General features: G+C 64.0%; 14 protein-coding genes. 12 read left to right on the top strand and 2 right to left on the bottom strand.

Annotation, left to right across the window (positions count from 1 at the left end):
* Window positions 1–86 precede the first annotated feature (86 nt).
* Genes guaB through guaA form a run of 3 tightly spaced genes read left to right on the top strand, consistent with a single transcriptional unit; the run spans window position 87 to window position 3,439 of the window.
* Window positions 87–1,565, top strand: a complete 1,479-nt coding sequence (gene guaB / locus ACMQ11_RS01675; protein WP_418990927.1) for an IMP dehydrogenase — start codon at window positions 87–89, stop codon at window positions 1,563–1,565.
* Window position 1,566: 1 nt separating this feature from the next.
* Window positions 1,567–1,899: a DUF3795 domain-containing protein gene (locus ACMQ11_RS01670; RefSeq protein ID WP_418990926.1), complete on the top strand. Its 333-nt coding sequence runs from the start codon at window positions 1,567–1,569 to the stop codon at window positions 1,897–1,899.
* 13 nt (window positions 1,900–1,912) lie between these two features.
* Window positions 1,913–3,439 carry a glutamine-hydrolyzing GMP synthase gene (guaA, locus tag ACMQ11_RS01665; protein ID WP_418990925.1) on the top strand — a complete coding sequence of 509 codons (1,527 nt, stop codon included), beginning with the start codon at window positions 1,913–1,915 and terminating at the stop codon, window positions 3,437–3,439.
* Window positions 3,440–3,538: 99 nt separating this feature from the next.
* On the opposite strand, the gene ACMQ11_RS01660 is transcribed toward guaA, so the two are convergent.
* Complete coding sequence (locus tag ACMQ11_RS01660; protein WP_418990924.1) at window positions 3,539–5,641, bottom strand: beta-glucosidase; 2,103 nt, start codon at window positions 5,639–5,641, stop codon at window positions 3,539–3,541.
* Between the two features lie 3 nt (window positions 5,642–5,644).
* Window positions 5,645–6,727: an SGNH/GDSL hydrolase family protein gene (locus tag ACMQ11_RS01655; protein ID WP_418990923.1), complete on the bottom strand. Its 1,083-nt coding sequence runs from the start codon at window positions 6,725–6,727 to the stop codon at window positions 5,645–5,647.
* A gap of 383 nt (window positions 6,728–7,110) precedes the next feature.
* Here ACMQ11_RS01655 and ACMQ11_RS01650 point away from each other — a divergent pair, with 383 nt between their 5' ends.
* The 9 genes from ACMQ11_RS01650 to ACMQ11_RS01610 are packed head-to-tail and all read left to right on the top strand — an operon-like array spanning window position 7,111 to window position 24,112.
* Entirely contained in the window at window positions 7,111–10,356 is a 3,246-nt protein-coding gene (locus ACMQ11_RS01650; RefSeq protein WP_418990922.1) for a SusC/RagA family TonB-linked outer membrane protein, read from the top strand.
* 13 nt (window positions 10,357–10,369) lie between these two features.
* The gene (locus ACMQ11_RS01645) at window positions 10,370–11,878 is read left to right on the top strand and encodes a SusD/RagB family nutrient-binding outer membrane lipoprotein (RefSeq protein WP_418990921.1); all 1,509 of its coding nucleotides are present in this window, start codon (window positions 10,370–10,372) and stop codon (window positions 11,876–11,878) included.
* Window positions 11,879–11,897: 19 nt separating this feature from the next.
* Window positions 11,898–14,015, top strand: coding sequence for a DUF5689 domain-containing protein (locus tag ACMQ11_RS01640; protein ID WP_418990920.1), 2,118 nt, complete (start codon window positions 11,898–11,900; stop codon window positions 14,013–14,015).
* A gap of 14 nt (window positions 14,016–14,029) precedes the next feature.
* The gene (locus ACMQ11_RS01635) at window positions 14,030–16,207 is read left to right on the top strand and encodes a calcineurin-like phosphoesterase C-terminal domain-containing protein (RefSeq protein WP_418990919.1); all 2,178 of its coding nucleotides are present in this window, start codon (window positions 14,030–14,032) and stop codon (window positions 16,205–16,207) included.
* Between the two features lie 60 nt (window positions 16,208–16,267).
* Window positions 16,268–16,996: a FadR/GntR family transcriptional regulator gene (locus ACMQ11_RS01630; RefSeq protein ID WP_418990918.1), complete on the top strand. Its 729-nt coding sequence runs from the start codon at window positions 16,268–16,270 to the stop codon at window positions 16,994–16,996.
* Window positions 16,997–17,006: 10 nt separating this feature from the next.
* Window positions 17,007–19,571 (top strand): sodium:solute symporter family transporter, encoded by a 2,565-nt coding sequence (locus tag ACMQ11_RS01625; protein ID WP_418990917.1) that lies wholly within the window; start codon window positions 17,007–17,009, stop codon window positions 19,569–19,571.
* Entirely contained in the window at window positions 19,568–20,482 is a 915-nt protein-coding gene (locus tag ACMQ11_RS01620; protein WP_418990916.1) for a dihydrodipicolinate synthase family protein, read from the top strand. Before ACMQ11_RS01625 ends, ACMQ11_RS01620 begins: the two co-directional genes overlap by 4 nt.
* Before the next feature lie 11 nt (window positions 20,483–20,493).
* A complete protein-coding gene (locus tag ACMQ11_RS01615; protein ID WP_418990915.1) occupies window positions 20,494–21,627 on the top strand; it encodes a sialidase family protein in 1,134 nt (377 codons plus the stop codon).
* Between the two features lie 28 nt (window positions 21,628–21,655).
* Window positions 21,656–24,112, top strand: a complete 2,457-nt coding sequence (locus tag ACMQ11_RS01610) for a hypothetical protein (protein ID WP_418990914.1) — start codon at window positions 21,656–21,658, stop codon at window positions 24,110–24,112.
* Window positions 24,113–24,139 lie beyond the last annotated feature (27 nt).

Below are 24,139 nucleotides of genomic sequence, written 5' to 3'. Positions count from 1 at the left end.
AAAAAAATGTGGGCGGAACGGTCCGCAATGTAGGCCGTTTCGAAAAAAATGATTACTTTTGCGAGCAACAAAAATCCACGTTCATTATGTCTTTTATCAGTGAAAGGGTTGAGCCCGAAGGACTTACGTTCGACGATGTGCTGCTCGTGCCCGCCTATTCGGAAGTGTTGCCGCGCGAGGTCCGCCTCAAGACCCGTTTTTCGCGTAATATCGAACTCAACATCCCCATCGTGTCCGCCGCTATGGACACCGTCACGGAAGCGCCCCTGGCCATCGCGCTGGCGCGGGAGGGCGGCATAGGCGTGATCCACAAGAACATGTCCATCGCGGAGCAGGCCGCACAGGTGCGCCGCGTGAAGCGTGCCGAGAACGGCATGATCTACGATCCGGTGACCATTTCGAAAGAGGATACGGTCGGCGACGCGCTCGACCTGATGCGCGAGAACCGCATCGGCGGCATCCCGGTGGTGGACGACGGGCGCCGCCTGGTCGGCATCGTCACCAACCGCGACCTGCGGTTCCAGCGCGACATGCAGCGCCCCGTCGCCGAGGTCATGACCCCCGCCGACCGCCTGATCACCACCCACAAGACCGAACTGGAACACGCCTCGGAGGTACTCCAGAACAACAAGATCGAGAAGCTCCCCGTCGTGGACGGCGAGGGCCGTCTGGTGGGGCTCATCACCTACAAGGACATCACCAAGGTCCAGGACAACCCCAATGCCTGCAAGGACGCCAAGGGCCGCCTGCGCGTCGCGGCCGGGGTCGGCATCACGGCCGACGCCTTGGAGCGGGTAGCGGCGCTGGTGGCCGAGGATGTGGACGCCATCGTGCTCGACTCGGCGCACGGGCACTCCGTGGCCATCGCCCGCAAGCTGCACGAAATCAAGGCGGCCTATCCGTCGCTGGAGGTGGTAGCCGGCAACGTCGCTACGGCCGAGGCCGCGCGCTTTCTGATCGACAGCGGCGCCGACGGCGTGAAAGTCGGCATCGGACCGGGTTCGATCTGCACCACGCGCATCATCGCCGGCGTGGGCGTTCCGCAGCTCTCGGCCATCTACGCCGCTGCGGCAGAGGCCGCAGGCAGCGGCATTCCGGTCATCGCCGACGGCGGTCTGCGCTACTCGGGCGACATCGTCAAGGCGCTGGCTGCGGGCGGCGACTGCGTCATGGTCGGGTCGATGTTCGCCGGTACGGAAGAGGCTCCCGGCGAGACGATCATCTACAACGGCCGCAAATTCAAGTCTTACCGCGGTATGGGGTCGATCGACGCCATGAAAGCCGGTTCGGCCGACCGTTATTTCCAGAAAGGCTGCGAGACGAATTTCAGCAAGCTGGTACCCGAGGGCATCGTGGCCCGCGTCCCGTTCAAGGGGACGCTCAGCGAGACGGTCTACCAACTCATCGGCGGCATCCGGGCCGGCATGTTCTACTGCGGCGCAGGGGATATAGCGGCCTTGCAGCGCGCACGCTTCATCCGCATCACCTCGTCGGGTATGCAGGAGAGCCATCCGCACGACGTGGCCATCACCCGCGAAGCACCCAATTACAGCAGTGAACGCTAATATGAATCCCGAAATCGCCGCCTGCGGGCTTTATTGCGGCGCCTGCCCCAAATACCTCAAGGGCTCCTGCCCCGGCTGCCGGAAATACGAAAAGGCCACGTGGTGCGCCGTACGCGCGTGCTGCATCGAGCACGGCTGGGAGAGTTGCGCCGACTGCACGCTTCTCGAGCTCGGGGAGTGCCGCAAGTTCAACAATTTCATCTCCAAAATTTTTACAGTGGTGTTCCGCTCCGACCGCCGGGGGTGCGTCGAGCGCATCCGCGAGGTGGGCAGCGAGGCATTTGCGGCCGAGATGAAATTGGCGGGGCGCATGAACCGTCCGGTGAAAAAATAACAAACAGCCATACATGGAAAAAATCATCATTCTCGATTTCGGTTCGCAGTACACGCAGCTCATCGCGCGGCGCGTGCGCGAACTGAACGTCTATTGCGAGATTCACCCGTTCAACCGCATTCCGTCGCTCGATGAGACGGTGCGGGGCGTGATCCTCTCGGGCAGTCCCTACTCGGTGCGGGATGCGGGGGCTCCGGCGCCCGACCTTTCGCAGATCAAGGGCCGCGTGCCCCTGCTGGGGGTCTGCTACGGTGCGCAGTACCTCGCGCACGCTTTCGGCGGCGAGGTGCGGCCCGCGCCCAGCCGCGAATACGGCCGCGCGATGCTCACGGTGGGGGACGCCTCGGACCCCCTGATGCACGCGCTTCCGCGGACCACGCAGGTGTGGATGTCGCACGGCGACACGATCACCTCGGCGCCCGCGGGCTACCGCGTGGTGGCCAGCACGGAGGATGTGCGCGTGGCGGCTTTCCGCATCGAGGGAGAACGGACGTGGGGTATTCAGTTCCACCCCGAGGTTTACCACTCGACCGACGGGAAGCGGCTGTTGGAAAATTTCGTCGTCGGCATCTGCGGTTGTTCGCAGACGTGGACCTCCGAGAGCTTCGTGGAGACGACCGTGGAGGAGCTGCGCCGCAAACTGGGCAATGACAAGGTGGTGCTCGGCCTCTCGGGCGGCGTGGATTCGACCGTGGCGGCCGTGCTGCTGCACCGGGCGATCGGCAAGAACCTCTACTGCATCTTCGTCGACTCGGGGCTGCTGCGCAAGAACGAGTTCGAAGACGTGCTCGATTCCTACCGGAACATGGGCCTCAATGTCAAGGGGGTAAAGGCCGGGGAGAAATTCCTGGGCGATTTGGCGGGGGTCAGCGATCCCGAGCGCAAACGCAAGATCATCGGACGCGATTTCGTCGAGGTGTTCAACGACGAGGCGCAGCGGATTCAGGATGTGCGGTGGCTGGCGCAGGGGACGATCTATCCCGACGTGATCGAGTCCTGCTCGGTCAACGGACCCTCGGCCACGATCAAGTCGCACCACAACGTCGGCGGACTGCCCGAGAAGATGCACCTCGGGATCGTCGAACCGCTCAGACTGCTCTTCAAGGACGAGGTGCGCCGCGTGGGACGTTCGCTGGGCATTTCCGAGCTGCTGATCGGTCGTCATCCTTTCCCGGGACCCGGCCTTGCGATCCGAATTTTGGGCGACATCACCCCTGAAAAGGTGGCTGTGTTGCAGGAGGTGGACAAGATTTATATCGACGCCCTGCGTGCGGCGGGTCTTTACGATAAAGTGTGGCAGGCGGGCGCTATCCTGCTGCCGGTCAAAAGCGTGGGCGTGATGGGCGACGAACGCACCTACGAGAGTTGCGTGGCCCTGCGGGCCGTGACCTCGACCGACGGCATGACCGCCGACTGGGTGCATCTGCCCTACGAGTTTCTGGCCGACGTCTCGAACGAGATCATCAACCGCGTGCGCGGGGTCAACCGCGTCGTCTACGACATCTCGTCCAAACCGCCCGCAACGATCGAGTGGGAGTAACGGACGTCTCATCGAAAAGCGGCCTTACCTTTCGGGGTAGGGCCGCTTTCGTTGCAAGCAGATCGGAATGTTCCGCCGTAAATTCTGGCCCTGGTGCGGTCACTCGACGCGCACGGGCAGCGTGGCCGCAATATCCGCCGACGAGGTGCCCAGTAAGAGCGTGTACTCATCCGGATCGACCTGCCAGCAGTGGGCCGTATCGTCCCACCGGGCGAGGTCGTTGCGCTCGATTTCGAACTCCACGGTGGCCGCCTGACCCGCTTCGAGCGTGACTTTGCGGAACGCCTTGAGCTCCTTTTCGGGGCGCAGGACCGTCGGGTTGTTCTGCGAGACGTAGAGCTGCACGACCTCGGCTCCCGCACGGTCGCCCGTATTGGTCAGCCGAACGCTTACCCGCAGCGGCTTGTCGGCCGGAAAAACTTTTGCGGCACGGGGTTTCGACAGTTCGAACGAGGTGTATGAAAGCCCGAATCCGAACGGATAGAGCGGGGCTATGCCCTTGGTCTCGTACCAGCGGTAGCCGACCAGCACCGACTCTTTGTAATCGATGTCGTAGAGCGAGATCAGCCGTTCGTTGTAGGCGCGCGGGGAGAGGTGGTAGAGCTCCGCACCGGCGGGCAGGGTGCCGTGGGCGGGCGAGTCGCGGAACTCGCGTTCGAGGGTCGCAGGCAGCTTGCCCGAGGGGTTGATCCGCCCCGAGAGAATGCCCGCCAGGGCTTTGAATCCGTTTTGACCCGGATACCAGCCGTAGAGGAGGGCGGCGGCCCGGTCGTTCCAGCCCGTCATGCGGATGCCCGAACCCGAATTGACCAGGACGATCGTGTTGGGATTGGTTTCGACGGCCATGCGGACGAACGCCTCTTCGGCCCGGGGCAGTGCGAAAGGACGTTCGAACGATTCGACGTCGATGGTGCCCGTCGAGACGAGCACCACGTCGGCGGCGGCCAGTTCCTCGGAGGTGGGGCGCTGCACGACGCGCACCGCCGCCTGGCCGAACTCCGCGCGGAGCGCCGTCGCAAGGCTCACGTTGTCGTAGCCCACAACCTCGGCCGAGGCCGACGAGCAGCCGCCCGTGCGGGGTATCTCCTCGGTGAAACGACCCGTGAGCAGGATTTTCCGGTCGGGCGCCAGCGGCAGGAGACCGTTGTTGCGCAGCAGCACGGTCCCCTCGGCGGCCACTTGGAGCGCCGTTTCGAGGTGGGCGGGGAAGCGCTCGAGCAGTTCGGGCCGGTACTTTTCGCGGTCGTAGAACCCGAACGCGATGGCGGTGGCGAGGTTGGGCCGGATCATGCGGTCGATGTCGGCCTCCGCGATGCGGCCCTCGCGGAGCAGTCGCCGGACTTCCTGGAAGAACTCTTTGCGGCCCGGCATTTCGACGTTCTGGCCGCTCTTGATGACTTTCTCGGTGTCGTACACCGAACTCCAGTCGCTCATCACGCAGCCGCGGAAGCCCAGTTCACCGCGCAGCAGCCCGCTGATCGTCAGGTGGTCCTGTCCCGTCCACTCGCCGTTGAGCCGATTGTAGGAGGTCATCACATAGGCTGCACCCGCTTCGATACCCGCCCGGAACGGGGGCAGGTAGATTTCGTGCAGGGCCCGCTCATCGACCACCGAGTTGGAGCGGCGGCGGTAGAACTCGGTTTCGTTGCAGAGAAAGTGCTTCAGGCAGGCTGCGGTTCCCGTGGACTGCATGCCCCGGACGTAGGCGGCACAGAGGACCGATGCCAGGTGCGGGTCCTCGCCCAGGTATTCGAAATTGCGGCCGCACTGGGCGTTGCGGTAGATGTTGAGCCCCGGACCGAGCAGCACCTCGATTCCGCCTGCGCGGCACTCCTCGCCGACGGCTTGGGCGTATTCATAGGCCAAATCGGGGTTGAACGTCGCAGCCAGCATGATGGGCGAGGGAAAGGCCGTCGAGCGGGCGAGCTGCCGCACCATCGTCGGATCGGGGAGGTTGTCGCGCATGTGGACGCCCTGCGTGGCGTCGGACAAATAGAGGTAGGGGATGCCCTTTTCGGGGACGCCGTAGAAGAAGAACGAGGAGTAGCCGCGCATGAAGCGGATTTTCTCGTCGAGCGAGAGGCGTGCGATCCGGTCGTCGGCCTGGCGGTAGGCTTCGTCCCAGGACATTTTCTGCTGGGCCCGAAGCGATGGAGCGGCCAGCAGGAGTGCGGCTGCTAGGAGGGTGGCAAAGGTTTTCATGGTTTATCGGATGTCGTATCGGTTGAGGATTGCTGTAATGGCGGGTTCGAGCCGTTCGAGCATGCGCTCGAATCCGAGGTCGGTCGGGTGCGTGCCGTCGACGGTGGCGTTGTGGTCGTCGCCCAGCAGGTCGCCCGGATCGAGGAAATAGAGGTGCGGGTCGTGCGGCATGCGTTCGCGCAGCTGCCGCTCGGCGGCGGCCCGCTTCTGCCGTTCGACCTCACGCAGGTGGAGGTTGAAATTGCCCGATTCGCGCACGACGGTTTGCAGGAAGATGAGCGGGGTCTGCGGGTGCTTGCGGCGGATGATGTCGACGAACGGGTCGAACCGCTCGTCGATGGTCTCCGCCCGCGGGTTGGAGAAGCAGTCGAAGACAAAGGCGTCGGCCTCGGTGCCGGCCAGCAGCTCGGCGAACTCGGGCTGCATGGTACACTGGCCGCTGAATCCGAAATTGATGAAATCGAGCCCCGTGCGGCGGGCCAGCAGAGCGGGGTAGCTCATGCCCGCGCGGCTGGCCGAAGCGCCGTGGGTGATGCTCGATCCGTGGACGACGATCCGGTGGCGGAACGGGTTTTCCAGCGGGGTGATCGTGCTGCCGGAATCGGTGCCGATTTCGAGCCGCTCCACCCGGTCGAACAGCGGCAGGTAGAGCAGGCACTCCTTTTCGCCCGGCTCCATGCTGCCGACCAGACGGGCCTCGTGGCGGTCGTTGCGGCCGTCGATGCGCGGGATGCCCGCCCCGGCGTAGCACCACGCGCCGCCCCGGCGGATGTAGAGGTCGAGCCCTTTCTGCCCGATGGCGGTCATGTTGGGGCTGGAGTTGCCGGGCGAGGTGTGCCAGCGGGCCGAGATCGAGCGGCTGTCGGTGCGGAACACCACGGCCAGGCCGGCCGAGAGGTAGCAGTGGCGGACGGCTTTTTCGGGAATGGCGTAGCGGGCCGTGTCGACCCGGTTGTAGGGGAGTTCGGTCGGCATTACCTTGCCGATCAGGGTCAGGGTCGCAGCGTCGGTGTACTGCACCGCGGGCTGGGCGGCGAGGGATGCTGCTGACAGCAGGCCGACGAGGAGCAAATGGATTCGGAGCATGGGTTCGGGTTTTTATTCGAAATACAAATATAGGTATAAAGCAGAAAATCCCTAATTTTTCTACCATTAAATTTCGTTTCGAAAGTGCCTGAATTTCCGGTCGGACCGTTCGGTTGCGCGGAGAACACGGCCGTACGGCTCGGTCGAGCGTGAGAAATAAACGGCTGATATTAAAGAATTTTATTATTAAATTTTCGTACTTTTTTTTGGTTTGTGAAAAATATCGCCTATATTTGTCAGACAAATAAGATTAAACAGATGGAATCCTGCCGACTTTCATTTCGTTATCGCTTTGCATTTCATGGTATTGGATCGGAGCGTCGGCAGATTGACTTTCGAGCAACCAGAATCAGCCTGAATAAAAACTTTAAAACGGAATTTGTATGAATCCAAATCTACTCCGCAAAAGATTCGTTTCGCTCTGCCTGCTGCTGCTTCCGGCCCTTTTCGCCGCCGCGCAGCAGCGCACGGTGACCGGAACGGTCTACGACGCCGACGGCAAGACGCCGCTGGTGGGTGTGACGGTGGTGGTCGAGGGTGCGACCCCCCCCCGCGGTACGGCCACTGCGGCCGACGGGACGTACAGCCTCGCGGTCGGCGAGCGGGATGTGCTGCTCTTCTCCTACCTGGGGTATGAGAACCGGACCGAGACGGTCGGTACGCGCACGCGCATCGACGTGAAGCTCGCGCCCCGCGCCGAGTCGATCGAGGGCGTGGTGGTGACGGCGCTCGGCCTGACGCGCGAGCAGAAAGCGCTGGGTTATGCCGTCACGAAGGTCGACAACGACGACCTGACGGCTTCGGTGTCGAACAACTGGCTTAACTCCATGTCGGGCAAGGTCGCCGGTCTGAATTTCGACCAGGCGTCGGCCGGTCCGGGCGGTTCGGTGCGCGTAACCCTGCGCGGCGAGTCGTCGGTCAACCTCGACAACAACACGGCGCTGTTCGTCATCGACGGCGTACCCATGTCCAACACGATCAACGCCATGGGCGGCTCGGCCTACGACAACCCCGACGCCAGCGTGGACTACGGCAACGGCGGCGCGGACATCAACCCCGAGGACATCGAGAACGTCACGGTGCTCAAGGGCCCCGCCGCCACGGCCCTCTACGGTTCGCGCGCTGCGAACGGCGCCATCGTCATCACCACCAAGACGGGGCGCAAGGTCCGGGGGATCGGAATCTCGTACAGCACCAATTTCTCGTTCGAGCGGGCCGGATTCTGGCCCGATTTCCAGGATACCTACGGACCCGGTTCGGACGGCGGCGACTACTACTCCTTTTATAAGGTAGCGGCCAACGAATCGACCACCGGCATGGCTTCGGGCCGCACGTACAGCCGTTTCACGTGGGGACCCCGCTACGAGGGTCAAATGTTCTACCAGTGGGCCTCGCTCGACCGCGAGACGGGGATGTACACCCCGATGGAGTTCCGGCCCCGCGACTGGTACAAGGGATTCTTCGAGACGGGCGCCACGTACAAGAACTCGGTCTCGGTCTCGGGCAGCGACGGACAGGGCGGCTCGATGCGCGTGTCGTTCACCGACGTGCGCAACACGTGGATCGTGCCCAACACCGGGTACGATTCGCAGAGTTTCGCCGTCTCGTTCGAAAAGCAGTTCAAGTTCTTCCGGATCGGCGGCAAGGTCAACTACTACCGCAAGGACAGCGACAATCTGCCGATGATCGGTTACAGCACCGCCTCGCCGACCTACACGCTGCTGTGGAGCCGCAATAACCTCGACATCAAGTGGTACGAATACGAGTACCGCCACAAGCTCTACGGCACCGACCTGAGCCTGAACGCCCTGTCGGACAACCCCTACCTGCAAACCTACGAGCAGATCAACACGATCGACCGCGACCGCGTCTACGGCAACGTGAACGTGACGTTCGATATTTACAAGGGGCTGAAACTCATGCTCCGTTCGGGTCTGGACACCTCGCGCGACTTTACCAAGCGGCAGAAACCCAAAGGGTCGCTCTCGGCCAAACAGGGCTACTACCGCGAGCAGAAGATCGACAACCTGGAGATGAATAACGATTTCCTTTTGACCTACGACCGCGGGATCGGCCGCTTCCACCTCACGCTGAACGCCGGCGGCAACAGCATGTACCAGGAGCGGCGGGTCTCGACCTCGACGGCCGACGGCCTTTTGACCGACGGGCAGTATAACCTGGCCAACGCCCTCTCGGGCGTGATCACCAAGGCGCAATACAGCCGCAAGATGATAAACAGCCTCTACGGCATGCTCTCGCTCTCGTGGGACGATTTCCTCTACCTCGACCTGACGGGCCGCAACGACTGGTCGTCGTCGCTGGCGCGCGGCAACTGGTCTTATTTCTACCCCTCGGTCAGCGCCAGCGTCGTGCTGACCGACATCCGCGCGTGGGGCCTGCGCGACAAGCTGCCGTGGCTCGATTTTCTCAAGCTGCGCGCCTCGTGGGCCAACGTGGGCAACGACACCAAGGCGTTCGTCATCCACGACTACTACGTCGCCTCGGACTTTTCGAGCGCCTTTTCGCTGCCGATGGTCAAGGCGCTGCGCGAGCTCAAACCCGAGAACGTGGCCAGCTGGGAGTTCGGCCTGGAAGCCAAACTGTTCCGCAACCGCCTGACCCTCGACGGCGCGTTCTACAACAACATCTCGACCGATCAGATTCTCAACGTGCCGGTCGAGGCGGCCACGGGCGCTACGTCGAAATACATCAACGCCGGCAAGATCCGCAACCGGGGCGTCGAGCTGGCGGCCCGCATCCAGCCCGTCAGAAGCAAGAATTTCCGCTGGGACATCAACCTTACCTGGTCGAAGAACTGGAACCGGGTGCTCGAACTGGCGCCCGGCGTGGACCAGTGGGTCATCTCGTCCGGCGCCCGCGGCCAGGTCATCGCCACCGTCGGAGGTACGCTGGGCGACCTCTACGGCTACGGTTACCAGAAAGCCGAGCCCGGTTCCTATATCCTCAACAGCGACGGCTCGCGGATCGACGTCTCGGGGCAGACCGTGGTCAACTCGAAAGGCTACCCCCTGATCGCTACCGAGAAGATGGAGAAGATGGGCAGCGTGCAGCCCGACTGGAAAGCGGGCCTTTCGACCTCGTTCTCCTACAAGGGGCTGCGCCTGAGCGCCACCTTTGCCGGACAGTGGGGCGGCAAGGCCCATTCGCTCTCCCACGCCCAGCTCTCGCGGCAGGGCAAACTGACCAACACGCTCTACGGCCGTTACGGCGGTATCCTGCACGAGGGCGTCGTGGCGCGCGGACTGGATGCGCAGGGCCACATGGTCTATGCGCCCAACACCACCATCACGGACAACGTGGTGACCTACTACAACGAATACGTGTACAGCATGAACAACGTCGAAAACAGCGTCTTTTCGACCTCCTACCTCAAGTTGCGCGAACTGCGGCTGGAGTATTCGCTGCCGAAGCGCTGGATGACCCGCACGGGCTTCCTGCAAGGGGTGACCGTAGCGGCATTCGGCACCAACCTCTTCTGCTGGACCGACTGGCCGTTCTACGACCCGGAGGTCGGCACGCTCAACGGCGGCTCGATCACCCGCGGTTTCGAGACGGCCTCCTATCCCATGACCCGCACCTGGGGTTTCAACATCAAACTCGATTTCTAATACGATGCGACCGATGAAAAATAGTGTTTTTGCAGCCCTTGCGCTGCTCCTCGCGGTGTCGTGCACGGGCGATTTCGAAGAGTACAACACCAACACCCAGACGCCCGAAAAGGGCGATACGGCCCCCGTGACGCTGCTCGAAGAGCTGATCTGTTCGAGCGCGCAGGATTTGCAGTACCGTTCGTGGTGGTGCCACAACGAACTGATGCAGTATACCGTCGACGTGGGCAACAGCACCCGCTTCCACGTCTATACGTTCCCGGCCTCGTCGTTCGAGACGCTGTGGAAAATGTTTTACCGCTATGCGGCCAATGCGCAGGAGATCGTGCGGCTGGCCGAAAAGTACGGGCAGCCCAACATGCGGGCGATCGGCATGACGCTCCGGGCCATGTATTTCGCCATCCTCACCGATATGTTCGGCGATATTCCCTACACCGAGGCTCTGCGCATCGACGAGGACCTGCTTCAGCCCAAGATGGACCGCCAGAAAGCGATCTACGAGGCGCTGATCCGCTCGCTGGTGGAGGCCAACAGCCTCTATGTGCTCACAGAACAGATGGAGGCACCCACGAAAGACCTGCTCTACGGCGGCGACATCGCGGCGTGGAAGCGCTTTACCAATTCGCTCAACCTGCGCCTGTGCCTGCGCCTTTCGAACCGCCCCGAGAGCATCGGGCTGGAGACCCTGCGGCAGATCGCTGCCGACCCGGCGACCTATCCGGTCTTCGGTAGCTACCTCGACGACGCGAAGATCGCCTTTACCACGGCGGCGCCTTTCCGCGGGCCGTTCGGCAACCTCACGGACGGGAATTTCACCAACTCGTCCCACAAGTGCAGCGAGCGGCTGGTCCGCCTGCTCCACTCCACCTACGACCCCCGGCGCAGCAAGTGGACCAAGTTCTCGGGCGAGGAGCCCAAGGGCGTGGTGAGCGGCTACAACAACCCCGACGGCTCGGGCTGCGCCACGCTCAACGCCGCGGTGCTCAAATCGTACGACGCTCCGGCGTGGTTCATGACTGCGGCCGAGGTGAAATTCATCCTCGCGGAGGCGGCCCTTCAGGGCTACATCCCGGGCGGCCGGGCCCTGGCCGAGAGCTGCTACGAGGAGGGCATTACCGCCTCGCTCCGCCAGTGGGACCCCGCGCTTACGGACGCCGACATCGACAAGTTCATCCACGCCGCCGGCTCGACGGTGGCTTTCGACGGGACGCTCGCGCAGCTGATGGACCAGAAATGGCTCGCGCTCTTCATGCAGGGCTTCGAGTCGTGGAACGACTACCGCCGCACGGGTTATCCACGGCTGGAGATCGGCCCCGACGTGGGCAACGAGGGCCTGCTGCCCACGCGCCTGCTCTACTGCCAGAGCACGGTGGCGACCAACCGCACCAACTACGAGGCGCAGGTGGCCTACCTCAGGGCGACCTACCCTCAGGTTAGCCAGGGCGCCGTGGGCGGCGACAACATGAAAACCCCGGTCTGGTGGAGCCTCCGGGCCGTGGAACTCGAAAATGCGCAGCAGTAACCGTTAACACACCGATCCCATGAAAAGATACAACCTGTTCAGATTCCTCGTTTGCTGCTCGGCGCTGGCCGTTGCGGCCGGGTGCTCGGACGAGGAGCGCCTCTATTCGACCGAGGTTGCGTTCCAGAGCGGCGACGGAACCTACGTGTGCGACGCCGCGGGAGGCAAGTCGAACATCTCGTTCCTCTCGCGGTGCGGACACTGGGAGATAGAAATGCCCGACGAGAGCGCCGGGTGGCTCGAGGCGTGGCCGCTCTTCGGCGACGACAACGGCAAGACCACCCTTACGGTGCAGCCCCTCGCGTCGGCCTACGCCCGCACGGCGACACTTCCGATCACCACCGCCCGCGGGGTGGTGGGCGAGATCGTGGTCCGGCAGCAGGGCGCCGAGCCCTACATCCGCTTCGACCTCCTTTCGGACCGCGTGCGGGCCGATTACCAGGGTACGCCCATCACGCTCAACATCACGAGCAACCTCCGCTGGAGCGCCGAGGCGATCCCCGCCAAGGGCGAGACCCGGGTCGAGTGGCTCACGTTCGGCGAGCGGACCGATAACTCGCTCGAACTGCTCTTCGCCGACAACACGGGGCAGCCCCGGCGCGAATGCACGCTGCGCTTTCGGATGGAGGAGGGCGACTACTCGGTCGACCTGCCTGTCACGCAGCGGGCCGGCAACAACGTCTACGAGCAGGCCACGGTCGTCACTGTCGCCGACCTCCTCTCCGGCGTGCGGCTCGATGCCGAGGGTTCGTACGAGATCGAGGACAACCTCGCCGTCGAGGCGTGGGTGACGTCCGACCTGAAAGCCGGAAACCTGCCCGACAGCGTGCTTTATGTTCAGGACCGCAGCGGCCGCGGATTGAAACTGCTGCTCAAGGACAAGGCCGAGTTCCTCGCGCCGCCGGCCGAGCGGACCGGATGGTACGACTGCGGCAGCAAGCTCTCGCTGCACGTCTCGGGGCTCGAATTCCGCGAGGATGCCGAGGGCAATCTGGCCATCTACGATTTCCCCTCGTCGGTGGTGATGCGCAAGATCGAGGAGGACGCGGGCGACCTGGCCGTCTCCCTTTCGGGCTTCGACCGCCTGGGGGACTATCCCGCGACGCTCGTGCGGGTCGATCCCGTGGAGTTCGTCTTCACCTACGGCCGCTATACCAATTTCTGGGAGGCTGCGGCGCAGTCGATGGACAAGGTGGCCGCACTCTGGGCCACCGACGTATCGTCCGCCTACAAAGCCGCCTATCCCGCGTACAACCTCTACCCGCAGCTGCTGCGCGACCGCACGGGCCGTGTGGCGAAACTCTGGTTCTCGAACGGTATTGCGGATCGCGTCACCCGAGCCGTTTCCGCAGGCAAGGGTGCCCTGACGGGCATTGTTACCCGCTACCGCGGCGAAGCGGCCTTGCAGATGCGCAACGGGGCGGACGATGCCGTCCGAACCGATGGCGAACGCCTTTCGACGACCTTGCTGCGCGGCGGTCCGTGGCGCGATAACAGCAATACCGCCGCCGGGTTCGAGGTCGGCGGAGGGGATGCTACGAGCCTCGTCTTCTCGCTCAAGAACAGCTACCTCAAAAACGACGCCGTGTCGCCGCAGCTCAAGGCCGACGGCACGAATAACCTCACGGGCGGTATGTACTGGCTCGACGCCGCCATCCGCCACGACGCTTCGAAGAAATGGTCGAAGGATGATCCCGACCGCTACCTCTCGCTCAGCGCCGTGAACTGGTGGAGCGCTACCGGTTCGTCGCTCTCGAACACGGCGGATGCGGGCGAGGGATTCATCCTGCGCACCGACGCGCTGCGCAACGCCACGGGTGAGTTGTGGCTCTCGTTCTCGACGACCAGTTCGCTGGGCGGTCCGGGATGGATGAAAGTGCAGTGCGCCGTGACCGAAGCGACCGACCTGACAAAGGTGAAATTCGAGGACGTGGCCACCTATGACGCCCCGGTGCTCAACTACACCCCCTACCTGATGCCCTACTGCGTCCGGCTGCCCGACGACCTGCGGGGCAAGCGCAACGCGGTGATCCTCTTCCGCTGCGCCTCCCGCGAGAATGGCCGCCGGATCGGCGCCGACGTGGCCGCCACGGGCACCAACCGCCTGGGCAGCATCGAAATCGTGGAGATCAAATAAAACGACCCTGCAAGATGAAAAAATACATGAAAATCTATTGGTTGTTCGCCGCGCTCGTGCTGGGCGGCACCCTGCTCGCGGGCGGATGCTCCGACGACGACAAGGCGGTCGCGGAGGCCCCTGCGCCCGAAAGCCATCTGGTTACGGTGCTCGTGGACGAACGCTATGCGCTCGACTACGGCGGAACGATGACCCTGCGCGGACTCGATTTCACCGACGCGGACCAGCTCTTCCTCAAGGCGGGCGACCGGGCCGAGGCCGACGCTTCACAGGAGGAGTTTCCCGTCCGGATCGAAGCCCTGACGGACGTGGCCGTGACCCTGCGGATCACGCCCGAAATCGGGACGGGCACGTGGAGCATCTACTGCCGGCGGGGCGACAAGACCCAATACCTCGGTACGACGCACCTCGACGTGGACATCTTCCGGCTGGTGCGCAACGTGGAGTTGGAGGCGGAGTACCTCTTCGACCGGGGCGACCGCATGACCTTGCGCGGGGATGGCTTCCTGGAGGGCGACCGCATCTGCTTCGTGCAGGGCGGCACGAAGCACTACGCAACCGATCTGGCGGCGACCGGCGCTGCCGCAACTTTCACTCTCCCCGACATCGCCTCGGGCGAGTGGACGCTCGCCTGCGAAAGGGGGGATGATGAGCAGGAGCTCGGGACTACGACGTTGACCGTCACGCCGTTCGCCGCCATCGACCCGGCTTCGCTGCCCGAGGGCACGAACGCTTTCGGCCGCGTGTACTGCGGGGAACGGGCGTTGGCGAACGTCTGCGTCTCGGACGGCTCGCAGATCGTACGCACCGACGCCGCGGGCGTCTATGCGATGGAATCCGACCGCAAGGAGGGCACGCTTTTCGTCTCGCTGCCCGCGGGCTACGAAGCGCCCGTCGAGGACGCCGTGCCGCAGTTCTATGCGCTCTTCGAGCCGGAACGCGACCGCTACGATTTCGCCCTGCTCGCCGCCGACCAGCAGCAGTACGTGCTGCTCGCCTCGGCCGACATCCAGATCGACAACGACGTGCGGATGATGGTGCCGCAGAGTTCGCTCGCAAGCTGCAACGCCTCGTTCGTCCCGGCCTACCGCAGCACCCTCAACTCGCTGGCCGGACGCAAGGTATACAGCGTTTCGCTCGGCGACATGGTCTACGACAAATACTGGTATTCGCGCCGCTTCGCCTTTCCGGAGTACAAGGCGTTGATCGGGCAGTTCGGCGTGCCGTTCTTCCACATCATGGGCAACCACGACAACGACCCCTACTCGGCCGACGACCGCCTGGCCGAAGCGGCCTACAAAAAGGCGCTCGGGCCGACCTGGTATTCGCTCAACATCGGCGCGGTGCACTACATCGCGCTGGACAACATCGTCTACGTCAATACGGGGGCGTCCGACGGGGTGGTGGGCAACACCAGCTACCGCGTGGCGCTGACCGACCGCCAACTGGCCTGGCTCAGGGCCGACCTGGCGACCGTCGAGGACAAAACGGCGCCGCTGGTGGTGTGGATGCACGCGCCGCTGACCAACTCGCGCCTCTTGGAGCCGACGGCCAACGCCTCGTTCGCCGGGGCCGATGCGTTCGCCTCGCTCTTCGACGGCTTCGACAGAGTGCTGATCCTCTCGGGCCACTGGCACAACAACCACTGGGCGCAATACCCCGGCAAGCCCCACATCACCGAGCACAACCTGGGTTCGGTCTGCGGCTCCCTGTGGTACAACGTCAAGGGCTTCAACGGCGACGATCAGCCGTTCGGCTCGGCGACCGACGGCACGCCGCAGGGCTTCGGCCTCTACGAAATCGACGGCCGCACGATCCGCTGGAAATACGTCGCCGCGGACGCCGACATGCAGTTCAAGGCCTGGGACATGAACCGGGTGCAGTACCGGGACAAGACGGTCGCCAACGAAATTCTGGTCAACGTCTGGAATTGGGATGCGGCTTGGAAAGTCGAGGTGCTGGAGGACGGTCAGGCGCTCACGGTCACGCGGCAGGTGCGTCAGGACCCCGACTACCTGCGCTACGTGGCCGAGGTCTACGAGCCGTCGGGCGACTCGATGTCGAAAGGGGCCGCCAAGGCGCAGCCCACGCCGCACATGTTCTCGGCCGTCACCGCGAGCGCCTCGTCGCGGGTCGAGGTGAAAGTGACCGACCGTTTCGGCGAGGTCTATACCGGACAAGTACGCGAGTAATTTGGGTAGCAAGCGAATAATTCGTAATTTTATCAGACAAAACTGAAAAAACAGAGAAAGATGCTTGGAACACTCAAAATCAACAAACCGCAGACGACGCTGGTAGACCAGGTCGAAGAGAGTCTGATCGACTATTTCAAGGAGCAGGGCCTGCGTCCGGGCAGCAGCATACCGCCCGAGGCCGAACTGGCCAGCGCCCTGGGCGTGGCGCGCACGGTGTTGCGCGAAGCCCTGAGCCGCTTCAAGATGACGGGCATGATCGAATCGCGCACCAAGCGGGGGATGATCCTCTCGGAACCCTCGATCCTGCGCGGAATGAAACGCTGCGTCAACCCGCTGCTGATGAACCGCGAGACGGTGTTCGACCTCCTGGAGTTCCGCATCGCGCTCGAAATCGGGATCAGCGGCTACATTTTCGCAAACATCACGGCCGACGACATCGGCGAGCTGGAGCAAATCGTCGAGATGGAGGAGTTGATCGGAGACAACCGCTACACCCCCATGAGCGAGGTGCATTTCCACGCCAAGCTCTACGAGATCACCGGAAACGCCATCGTCTCGGAGTTCCAGGAGGTGATCCACCCGGTGATGGATTTCGTGAAAGACAATTTCCGCGACTTCTTCGAACCCATCCAGCGCGAACTGGCGCAGAAAGGCGAACTGACGACCCACAAGCGGCTGCTCGAACTGGTGCGCAGCGGCGACGAGGAGGGCTACCGCCGGGCCATCGCCGACCACCTGCAACTCTACACCATCTACCTGAACAAAAACCGCAAACCGAGAAAATAACCTTTCCAACGTGTTCAAACACCTTTTCATATCCCTCTGCTGGCTGCTTCTTGCGGCTGCGCCCGCCGCAACCTGCGGCCAGACCGCCACGCATCTTACCCGAACCGATGCCGTGGTGTGGGACAGCGCCCTCAGGCTGCCCGCTCCGAGCGATACGACGGCCCACCGCGGATTGGCGGGCGTCTTCGCCGGGCGGGCCGGCGGGCGTCTGGTGGTGGCCGGGGGCGCCAATTTCCCCGACGCCATGCCCTGGGAGGGCGGCGTCAAACGCTGGTATCAAGACATCTATCTCTACGATGCGAACAACGGCTGGCAGGTATTTCCCGATGCGCTGCCGGCGGCTGCGGCCTACGGCGTCTCGGTGACGCTGCCCCGAGGGGTGGTGTGCATCGGCGGCTGCGATGCGGAGCGCTGCATGGACGAGGTGTTCCTGCTCTCGGTCCGCGACGGACGGCCGCAGATCGAAGCGTGGCCGCCGCTTCCCGTGCCGCTGGCCAACGCCGCGGGCTGCCTGGTCGGCGGGCGGATCTACGTGGCGGGCGGCAACGAGTCGATGAACCCGGCGCGGGCCTCGTCGCATTTCTTCTCGCTCGATACGTCGAACCCCGCCGCCGGATGGCGCCGTCTGCCCGCCTGGCCCGGCCCGGCGCGCGGCTACGCGGTTGCGGCGGCCCAGAGCGACGGCATGGACAACTGCTTCTACCTCTTCAGCGGCCGGGATTACGACGGCGACGCGCCGTGGACCGTCCACCGCGACGGTTACCGCTACAACCCCCGCCTGGGCGAGTGGACCCGGCTCGAGGGCGATTTTCCCGTCATGGCCGGCACCGCAGCCCCGTTCGGGACCAACCACATCCTTTTCTTCGGCGGCAAGTCGCACGATGCGGCCACGTCGGACAATGCCCTGCGGCTCTACCACACGGTGACGGGCGTGATGACCGAGGTGGCGGTGGACAAGGAGGATTTCATCCTGCCCGTGACGTCAACCGCCCTCAGCGACGGTGCGACGATCGAGATCGTGAGCGGCGAGGTGTCGCCCGGCGTGCGCACGCCCGTCATCCTGCGGGGCCGGGTCCAGTCGGAGCTGCACCGCATGGGGTGGCTCGACATCGCGGTCATCGTGCTCTATTTCCTCTCGCTGGCCTGGATCGGCTGGTACTTTTCGAAGAACCAAAAATCGACGGGCGACTATTTCAAGGGCGGCGGACGCATACCGTGGTTCGTCGTCGGCCTGAGCATCTTCGGCACGAGCCTCTCGGCCATCACGTTCATGGCCATCCCCGCCAAGGCGTTCGCCACGGACTGGAGCTACCTGCTGTTCAACGCCGGGATCGTGCTCGTGGTGCCGCTCATCGTCGGGGTCTTCATTCCGTTCTTCCGGCGGCTCAATGTCACCACGGCCTACGAGTACCTCGAACTGCGGTTCAACGCCCTGATCCGCGTGGTATGCTCGGTGGCGTTCATCGTCTTCCAGATCGGCCGCATGGCCGTGGTGCTGCTCCTGCCCTCGATCGCGCTGAACATCGTCACGGGCATCGATATCTTCCTCTGCATCGGGCTGATGGGAGTTTTGAGCCTGGCCTACACGCTCATGGGCGGTATCGAAGCCGTCGTGTGGACCGAAGCCGTGCAGGTCGTGGTGCTGCTCGGGGCCGCCGTAGCGGTCGTCTGCTCGGTGGCGTTCCGGCTGCCCGACGGGTTTTCGACGATCCTCACGGCGGCGGGCGACGCCGGCAAATTCAGCCTCGGCGAAACCTTTTTCGACCTGCGGCAGCCGACGATCTGGACCGTGCTGATCGCCACGGTGTTCACCAATATCACCACCTACGGCACCGACCAGACCATCGTGCAGCGCTACCTGACCACCGACAGCGAAAAGGCCGCCCGCAAGGGGGTCTACACCAACGCCGCGCTGACCGTCCCGGCCAGCCTCCTGTTCTTCTTCCTCGGCACGGCGCTGTGGGTCTTCTACAAGTACCATCCCCAGGAGCTGAGCATGTCGATCGCCGATTCGGACGCCATTCTGCCGTGGTACATGAGCACCACGCTGCCGCGCGGCGTGCTGGGACTGGTCATCGCGGGCCTGTTCGCTGCGGCCATGTCGACGCTGAGCAGCAGCATGAACTCCGCGGCCACGGCTTTCGTGACGGACATCTACCGCAAGGTCCGCACCGGAGACGACGAACGGCACCTGCTCGCCGTTGCCCGCTGGGCCACGTTCGTGCTGGGCATGGTCGGCATCCTGTTCGCCGTGGTCATGGCCTCGTGGGACATCAAGTCGCTGTGGGACGAATTTTCGAAATTCCTGGGTATCCTCCTGGGCGGCCTGGGCGGGCTGTTCCTGTTGGGCCTCACGACCCGACGGGCCAACGCCATCGGAGCCCTGTGCGGCCTGGCGGGCAGCGTGGCGGTGCAGACGCTCGTCACGCAGTTCGAGTGGGTCAACCTGCTCCTCTATTCCACCACGGGTTTTATCGCGTGCTTCGTGATCGGCTACCTGGTGAGCGTCCTCACGGGCGGCACCACGCGGGACAAGACCCATAAACTGACAATCTACAAATCCGATACGAAATGAATAACTACCGAAAACTGGAGGGCCTGATCGCCGCTCCTTTCACACCGATGAATCCGGACGGCTCGCTGCGGCTGTCCGCCGTCGAACCCTATGCGGACCTGCTGGCCGGAAGCGGCGTCAGAGGGGTCTTCATCTGCGGTACGACGGGCGAGTCTGCGTCCCTTACCGTCTCCGAGCGCCAGGCAGTCGCCGAGGCGTGGGTCGCAGCCGCCCGCGGCCGTCTGAAAGTCATCGTCCACGTGGGTTCGAACTGCGCGGCCGACGCCATCTGTCTGGCCCGGCACGCCGGGCAGTGCGGTGCGGACGCCATCGGCGCCATGGCCCCCTATTTCTTCAAGCCGCAGAGCGCCGCCGAGCTGGTGGCCTGGTTCACGCCCATCGCCAACAGCTGCCCGCTGCCGTTCTACTACTACAACATGCCCTCCATGTCGGGTGTGTCGGTCCCGGTGGCCGAGTTCCTTGCGCTGGGAGGAAAGGCCATGCCGACGCTGGCGGGCGTGAAATTCACGCACAACAACCTGATGGAAATGTCCCAGTGTCTGATGCTCGACGGCGGCCGCTACGAGGTGCTGCACGGTTACGACGAGATCCTGCTGTGCGGTCTGTCGCTGGGGGCGACGGCCGCCGTGGGAAGCACCTACAATTATGCGGCCCCGGTCTACAACCGGCTGATCGAAGAGTTCCGCGCCGGAAATATCGCTGCGGCGGCCGAACTCCAGCGATACTCCGTGAGGATCGTCGAGGTCATCGTCCGCCACGGTGGCGGCGTGCGTGGCGGCAAGGCCATCATGCGCCTCATGGGGGTCGACTGCGGTTCGTGCCGCCTGCCCCTGGCGCCGTTTACCGATGAGGAGTACGCCCTCCTGAAGCGCGAACTCGAAGCCATCGACTTTTTCGATCGTGTAAGATAAACTTTTGCCCCATGCTACGGACGCTTCTGATTTTTGGATTCACGCTCGCCGTGTCGACGGGCCGGGCGCAGGACATTTCGCAGGTCGTCTACCGGAGCGGCGACTGCGGCTATGCCTGCTTCCGCATCCCCGCCATCGTGCGGGCTGCGGACGGCACGCTGCTGGCCTTTGCCGAGGCACGCCGGGACGGTACGGCCGACAAGGGCGACATCGACCTGGTGCTCCGCCGTTCGGCGGACGGGGGTCGCACGTGGGGCGAGCTCGTCGTCGTCTGGGACGACGCGGACAACACCTGCGGCAATCCCGCGCCGGTGGTGCTGCACGATACGGGCCGCATCGTCCTGCTTGCGACCTGGAACCGGGGCGAGGACCACGAACGGGACATCGAACGGGGCCGCACGGCCGATACGCGGAGGGTCTTCGTGCTCGCGTCCGACGACTGCGGCCGGACGTGGAGCGAGCCCCGCGAGATCACCTCAGAGGTCAAGCGCGCCGGGTGGACGTGGTACGCCACGGGTCCCTGCCACGCCATCGTGAAGAGCCGTGCTCCGCACAAGGGCCGCATCCTCGTTCCGGCCAACCACAAGTTCGTCGCTCCCGACGGCTCCGTCGCCTCGCATTCGCACCTGATCTATTCCGACGACCGGGGCGAAACGTGGCGCCTCGGCGCGGTCTCGCAGCCGGGCGGCAACGAGAGCTCGGTGGCGGAGCTCTCCGACGGGAGCGTGATGCTCAACATGCGCCACTACGACCGCCAAGACTCGCTCCGGCTATGCGCCGTGAGCCGGGACGGAGGCCATACGTGGAGCGAGACCTGGGAGGAGACGCAGCTCGTCGAACCGCGCTGCCAGGGCAGCCTCCTCAATTATGCCCCCGCCGGGGAGCGATCCTCGCGGACGCTCCTCTTCTCGAATCCCCGCTCGCTCCGGCGCGAAAACCTCTCGCTCGGCGTGAGCCGGGACGATGGCCGCACGTGGAGCCGTTTCGTGACGATATGGCCGGGCCGGGCGGCCTATTCGGATCTGGTGCGGCTCGCGGACGGCAGCATAGGCGTACTCTATGAAAACGGCGACCCGGGCGGCAAGGAGGAGCTTTACAAGCGCATCACGTTCGGCACGGTATCGCCCGAAGAGCTCTTCGACTGATGCTAAAACCTTAAAATTTCAGAACAATATGAGACCATTTCTTCTTTCTCTTTGCGTGGCGGCACTCCTTGCGGGGTGTTCCGACGACGATACGAAAGGCGGCGGGACAGCTCCTGCGGTGACCGAGGCGCAGTTTGCGGCCGCCGTGGACGATTTCGTGCCCGAGACCCGCGCTTCGGTCGCGGGCGGCGTGACCACCTGGCAGACGGGCGACCGGATCGGCATCACGGCCCTGATCGACGGCACACCCTACGTGATGAACGTGCCCTACGAGTTCACCGAGGCCACGACGTTCGGCTACCTCACGGCCGCCGGCGACCCGATCCTGTGGAACGAGGCGGTTGTGGGCCAGCGGAGCTTCTTCGCCATCTGGCCCTGGAAGGAGTCGGACGGCGATTTCGAGGAGCTGGACCGCGCGCAGTTCGGATTCGAGGTCCCCGCCGTGCAAGAGGTGACCGAGGGAGTGAACAACGCCGTGCCCGTGCTTGTCGGCTCGGGCGTGACGGATGCGCTCACCGAGCGCCCCGTCGCCTTGCGGTTTCGGAGCCTCTTTTCGGTGCTGAACCTCTCGTTCGGGGAGTTCGCCGAGACCTCGCTGGAGCGGATCGTCATCGAACCGGCTGCGGAAGCGGAGTTCGATGGCTACCTGGCGGGCGCGGGCGTCGTGGCCAGCACGGGCCGGATGACCCTCGCCGCGAGTGCGCCGCGTATCGAGGTAACGTGTACGGGTTCGGGGCTCGATATTGCCCGAGGTGCTTCGGTACAGGTGCCCGTCGGGCGCTTCACGGTCCGGGGCGGATTGAAATTCACCGTGACCACCACCGACGAGCGGACGTTCAGCTACACGGCCTTTGCCGACGAGCAGTGGCGTTCGTATGCGGCCGACGAGGCGGGCGATTTCGCCGGCGCCAAGTTCGTCTCGCTGACGATCCCGCTAAAGGTGGTTTCGGACGAGACCACGGAGGTCTTTTTCGAGGACGATTTCGACTGGATCGCCAACTCGACCCGCTGGGATAAGAGCAATACGGGCGGCGGCTGGCCGACGGTGACGACCGCTTCGCCCACGGGCAAGGCCAACTATTTCACGCTCGACCTGCTCAAAGGGACGGCTACGGACCCCGAAGACGGATTCGTCCGCAAGGGCTATGTGCAGAGCGAGCAGCGGACGGCGGTGCAGGCGCGCTACGAGGGGTATGTCTGTCTGGGTACGACCTCGGCGCAGGGAGCGCTCATCACACCCGCGCTCGAAGCCGTGGGCAACGAACCGACCGATCTGCTGGTGTCGTTCTACGGAGCTACCTATGCTTCGGAGAGTTTGCAGGCCGACGGCAAGCCGCTGATGGTCAAGGTCCTCAACGCCGGAACCATCGGCGACGGCGAAGCTACTGAAACCGAGGTCGAGATGACCAACTATTTCGGGTGGCGCAAATACTGGGTCATCGTCCGCGGTGCGACCTCGGCGACGCAGATCCAGCTGGGCAAGGACGTGAAACAGTCCGTGGGCCGCGTGCTGGTGGACAACCTCCTTATCGGCAGGGCCGTGAAGGGTGCCACCGCCGGCGAACGCGAGGTGCAGGTTACCCAAGAACCCTATATCAAGGTGCTCGAGGGCGAAGAGGGTGCAGCGGTCGAAAACGCTGCGGGTGCTCAGGCGTGGTGCATCGTGCAGAGCAACCTGCCCTGGAGCGCTTCGACCCAGGCCGACTGGGTGCTGATCTCGCCGACGGTCGAGTACAACGGCACGGGTATCGCCTATGCCGTAACCGTTACGGCCCGCACGCTCAACCAAACGGGCGCCGACCGCACGGCCGAGGTGGTCTTCACGGCGGGCGACCTTTCCCGCTCGGTCGTCTTTACGCAGACGGGCGAGATTCCCGAGGTGATCTATTTCGAGGACGATTTCAGCTGGTGCAAGGGCGACGGTACGACCGGAGACATATTCGATCTGGAAAGCGGCGGTTCGAGCATCGGCTCGGGCGGCACCCAGTACAAGAACTGGTCGGCCGCCTACAAGGCGACGGGCTGGACGGCCACGATGGCGACCAATTCGCCCGTGACGCGCAACGGCACGCTGATGTGCGGCGGTACGACATCCGCCGCTGCGGATGTGGTATCGCCGGCATTCGAGGCGATCGGAGCGGGTACGGCCGACATTCGGGTCGAATACGACGTGCTGGAATACAAGAACGCTTCGGAGACCGGAAAGAGCGTGCTGACGGTGCTAAACGGCGGCGTGATCGAGTCCTACGCGGGCAACTATACAGATGTTGCGGGCGATACGTTCACGGGATTGAACGACGACAAGACCTCGCTCAACTACTATTGCGGCAACTACAAGACGTGGCCCGAGAGCAACCGCCCCCGCTGGCACCACATCGAGGTCGTGATCCGCAACGCTACCTCCCGGACGCAGATTCAGCTGGCCGGTTATGCGCCTTACAGCCGCTTCTGGCTCGACAATTTCAAAGTCACGCCCGCAAAATAGGATCGGGGAGCGGTCCGCAGGGGCCGC

The sequence above is a fragment of the Alistipes sp. genome (assembly GCF_048465575.1).
GTDB lineage: Bacteria > Bacteroidota > Bacteroidia > Bacteroidales > Rikenellaceae > Alistipes.
The sequence above is the reverse complement of the archived record's forward strand: the minus strand, read 5'-3'. Positions and strand labels throughout refer to the sequence as shown.

What these genes read in the sequence shown, in the direction of transcription:
- ACMQ11_RS01635 (WP_418990919.1), top strand. Translation starts at nt 14,030, where the DNA reads ATGAAAAAATACATGAAAATCTATTGGTTGTTCGCCGCGCTCGTGCTG.
- ACMQ11_RS01615 (WP_418990915.1), top strand. Translation starts at nt 20,494, where the DNA reads ATGCTACGGACGCTTCTGATTTTTGGATTCACGCTCGCCGTGTCGACG.
- ACMQ11_RS01655 (WP_418990923.1), bottom strand. Translation starts at nt 6,727, where the DNA reads ATGCTCCGAATCCATTTGCTCCTCGTCGGCCTGCTGTCAGCAGCATCC.
- ACMQ11_RS01610 (WP_418990914.1), top strand. Translation starts at nt 21,656, where the DNA reads ATGAGACCATTTCTTCTTTCTCTTTGCGTGGCGGCACTCCTTGCGGGG.
- ACMQ11_RS01630 (WP_418990918.1), top strand. Translation starts at nt 16,268, where the DNA reads ATGCTTGGAACACTCAAAATCAACAAACCGCAGACGACGCTGGTAGAC.
- guaA (WP_418990925.1), top strand. Translation starts at nt 1,913, where the DNA reads ATGGAAAAAATCATCATTCTCGATTTCGGTTCGCAGTACACGCAGCTC.
- ACMQ11_RS01620 (WP_418990916.1), top strand. Translation starts at nt 19,568, where the DNA reads ATGAATAACTACCGAAAACTGGAGGGCCTGATCGCCGCTCCTTTCACA.
- ACMQ11_RS01640 (WP_418990920.1), top strand. Translation starts at nt 11,898, where the DNA reads ATGAAAAGATACAACCTGTTCAGATTCCTCGTTTGCTGCTCGGCGCTG.
- ACMQ11_RS01660 (WP_418990924.1), bottom strand. Translation starts at nt 5,641, where the DNA reads ATGAAAACCTTTGCCACCCTCCTAGCAGCCGCACTCCTGCTGGCCGCT.
- guaB (WP_418990927.1), top strand. Translation starts at nt 87, where the DNA reads ATGTCTTTTATCAGTGAAAGGGTTGAGCCCGAAGGACTTACGTTCGAC.
- ACMQ11_RS01650 (WP_418990922.1), top strand. Translation starts at nt 7,111, where the DNA reads ATGAATCCAAATCTACTCCGCAAAAGATTCGTTTCGCTCTGCCTGCTG.
- ACMQ11_RS01670 (WP_418990926.1), top strand. Translation starts at nt 1,567, where the DNA reads ATGAATCCCGAAATCGCCGCCTGCGGGCTTTATTGCGGCGCCTGCCCC.
- ACMQ11_RS01645 (WP_418990921.1), top strand. Translation starts at nt 10,370, where the DNA reads ATGAAAAATAGTGTTTTTGCAGCCCTTGCGCTGCTCCTCGCGGTGTCG.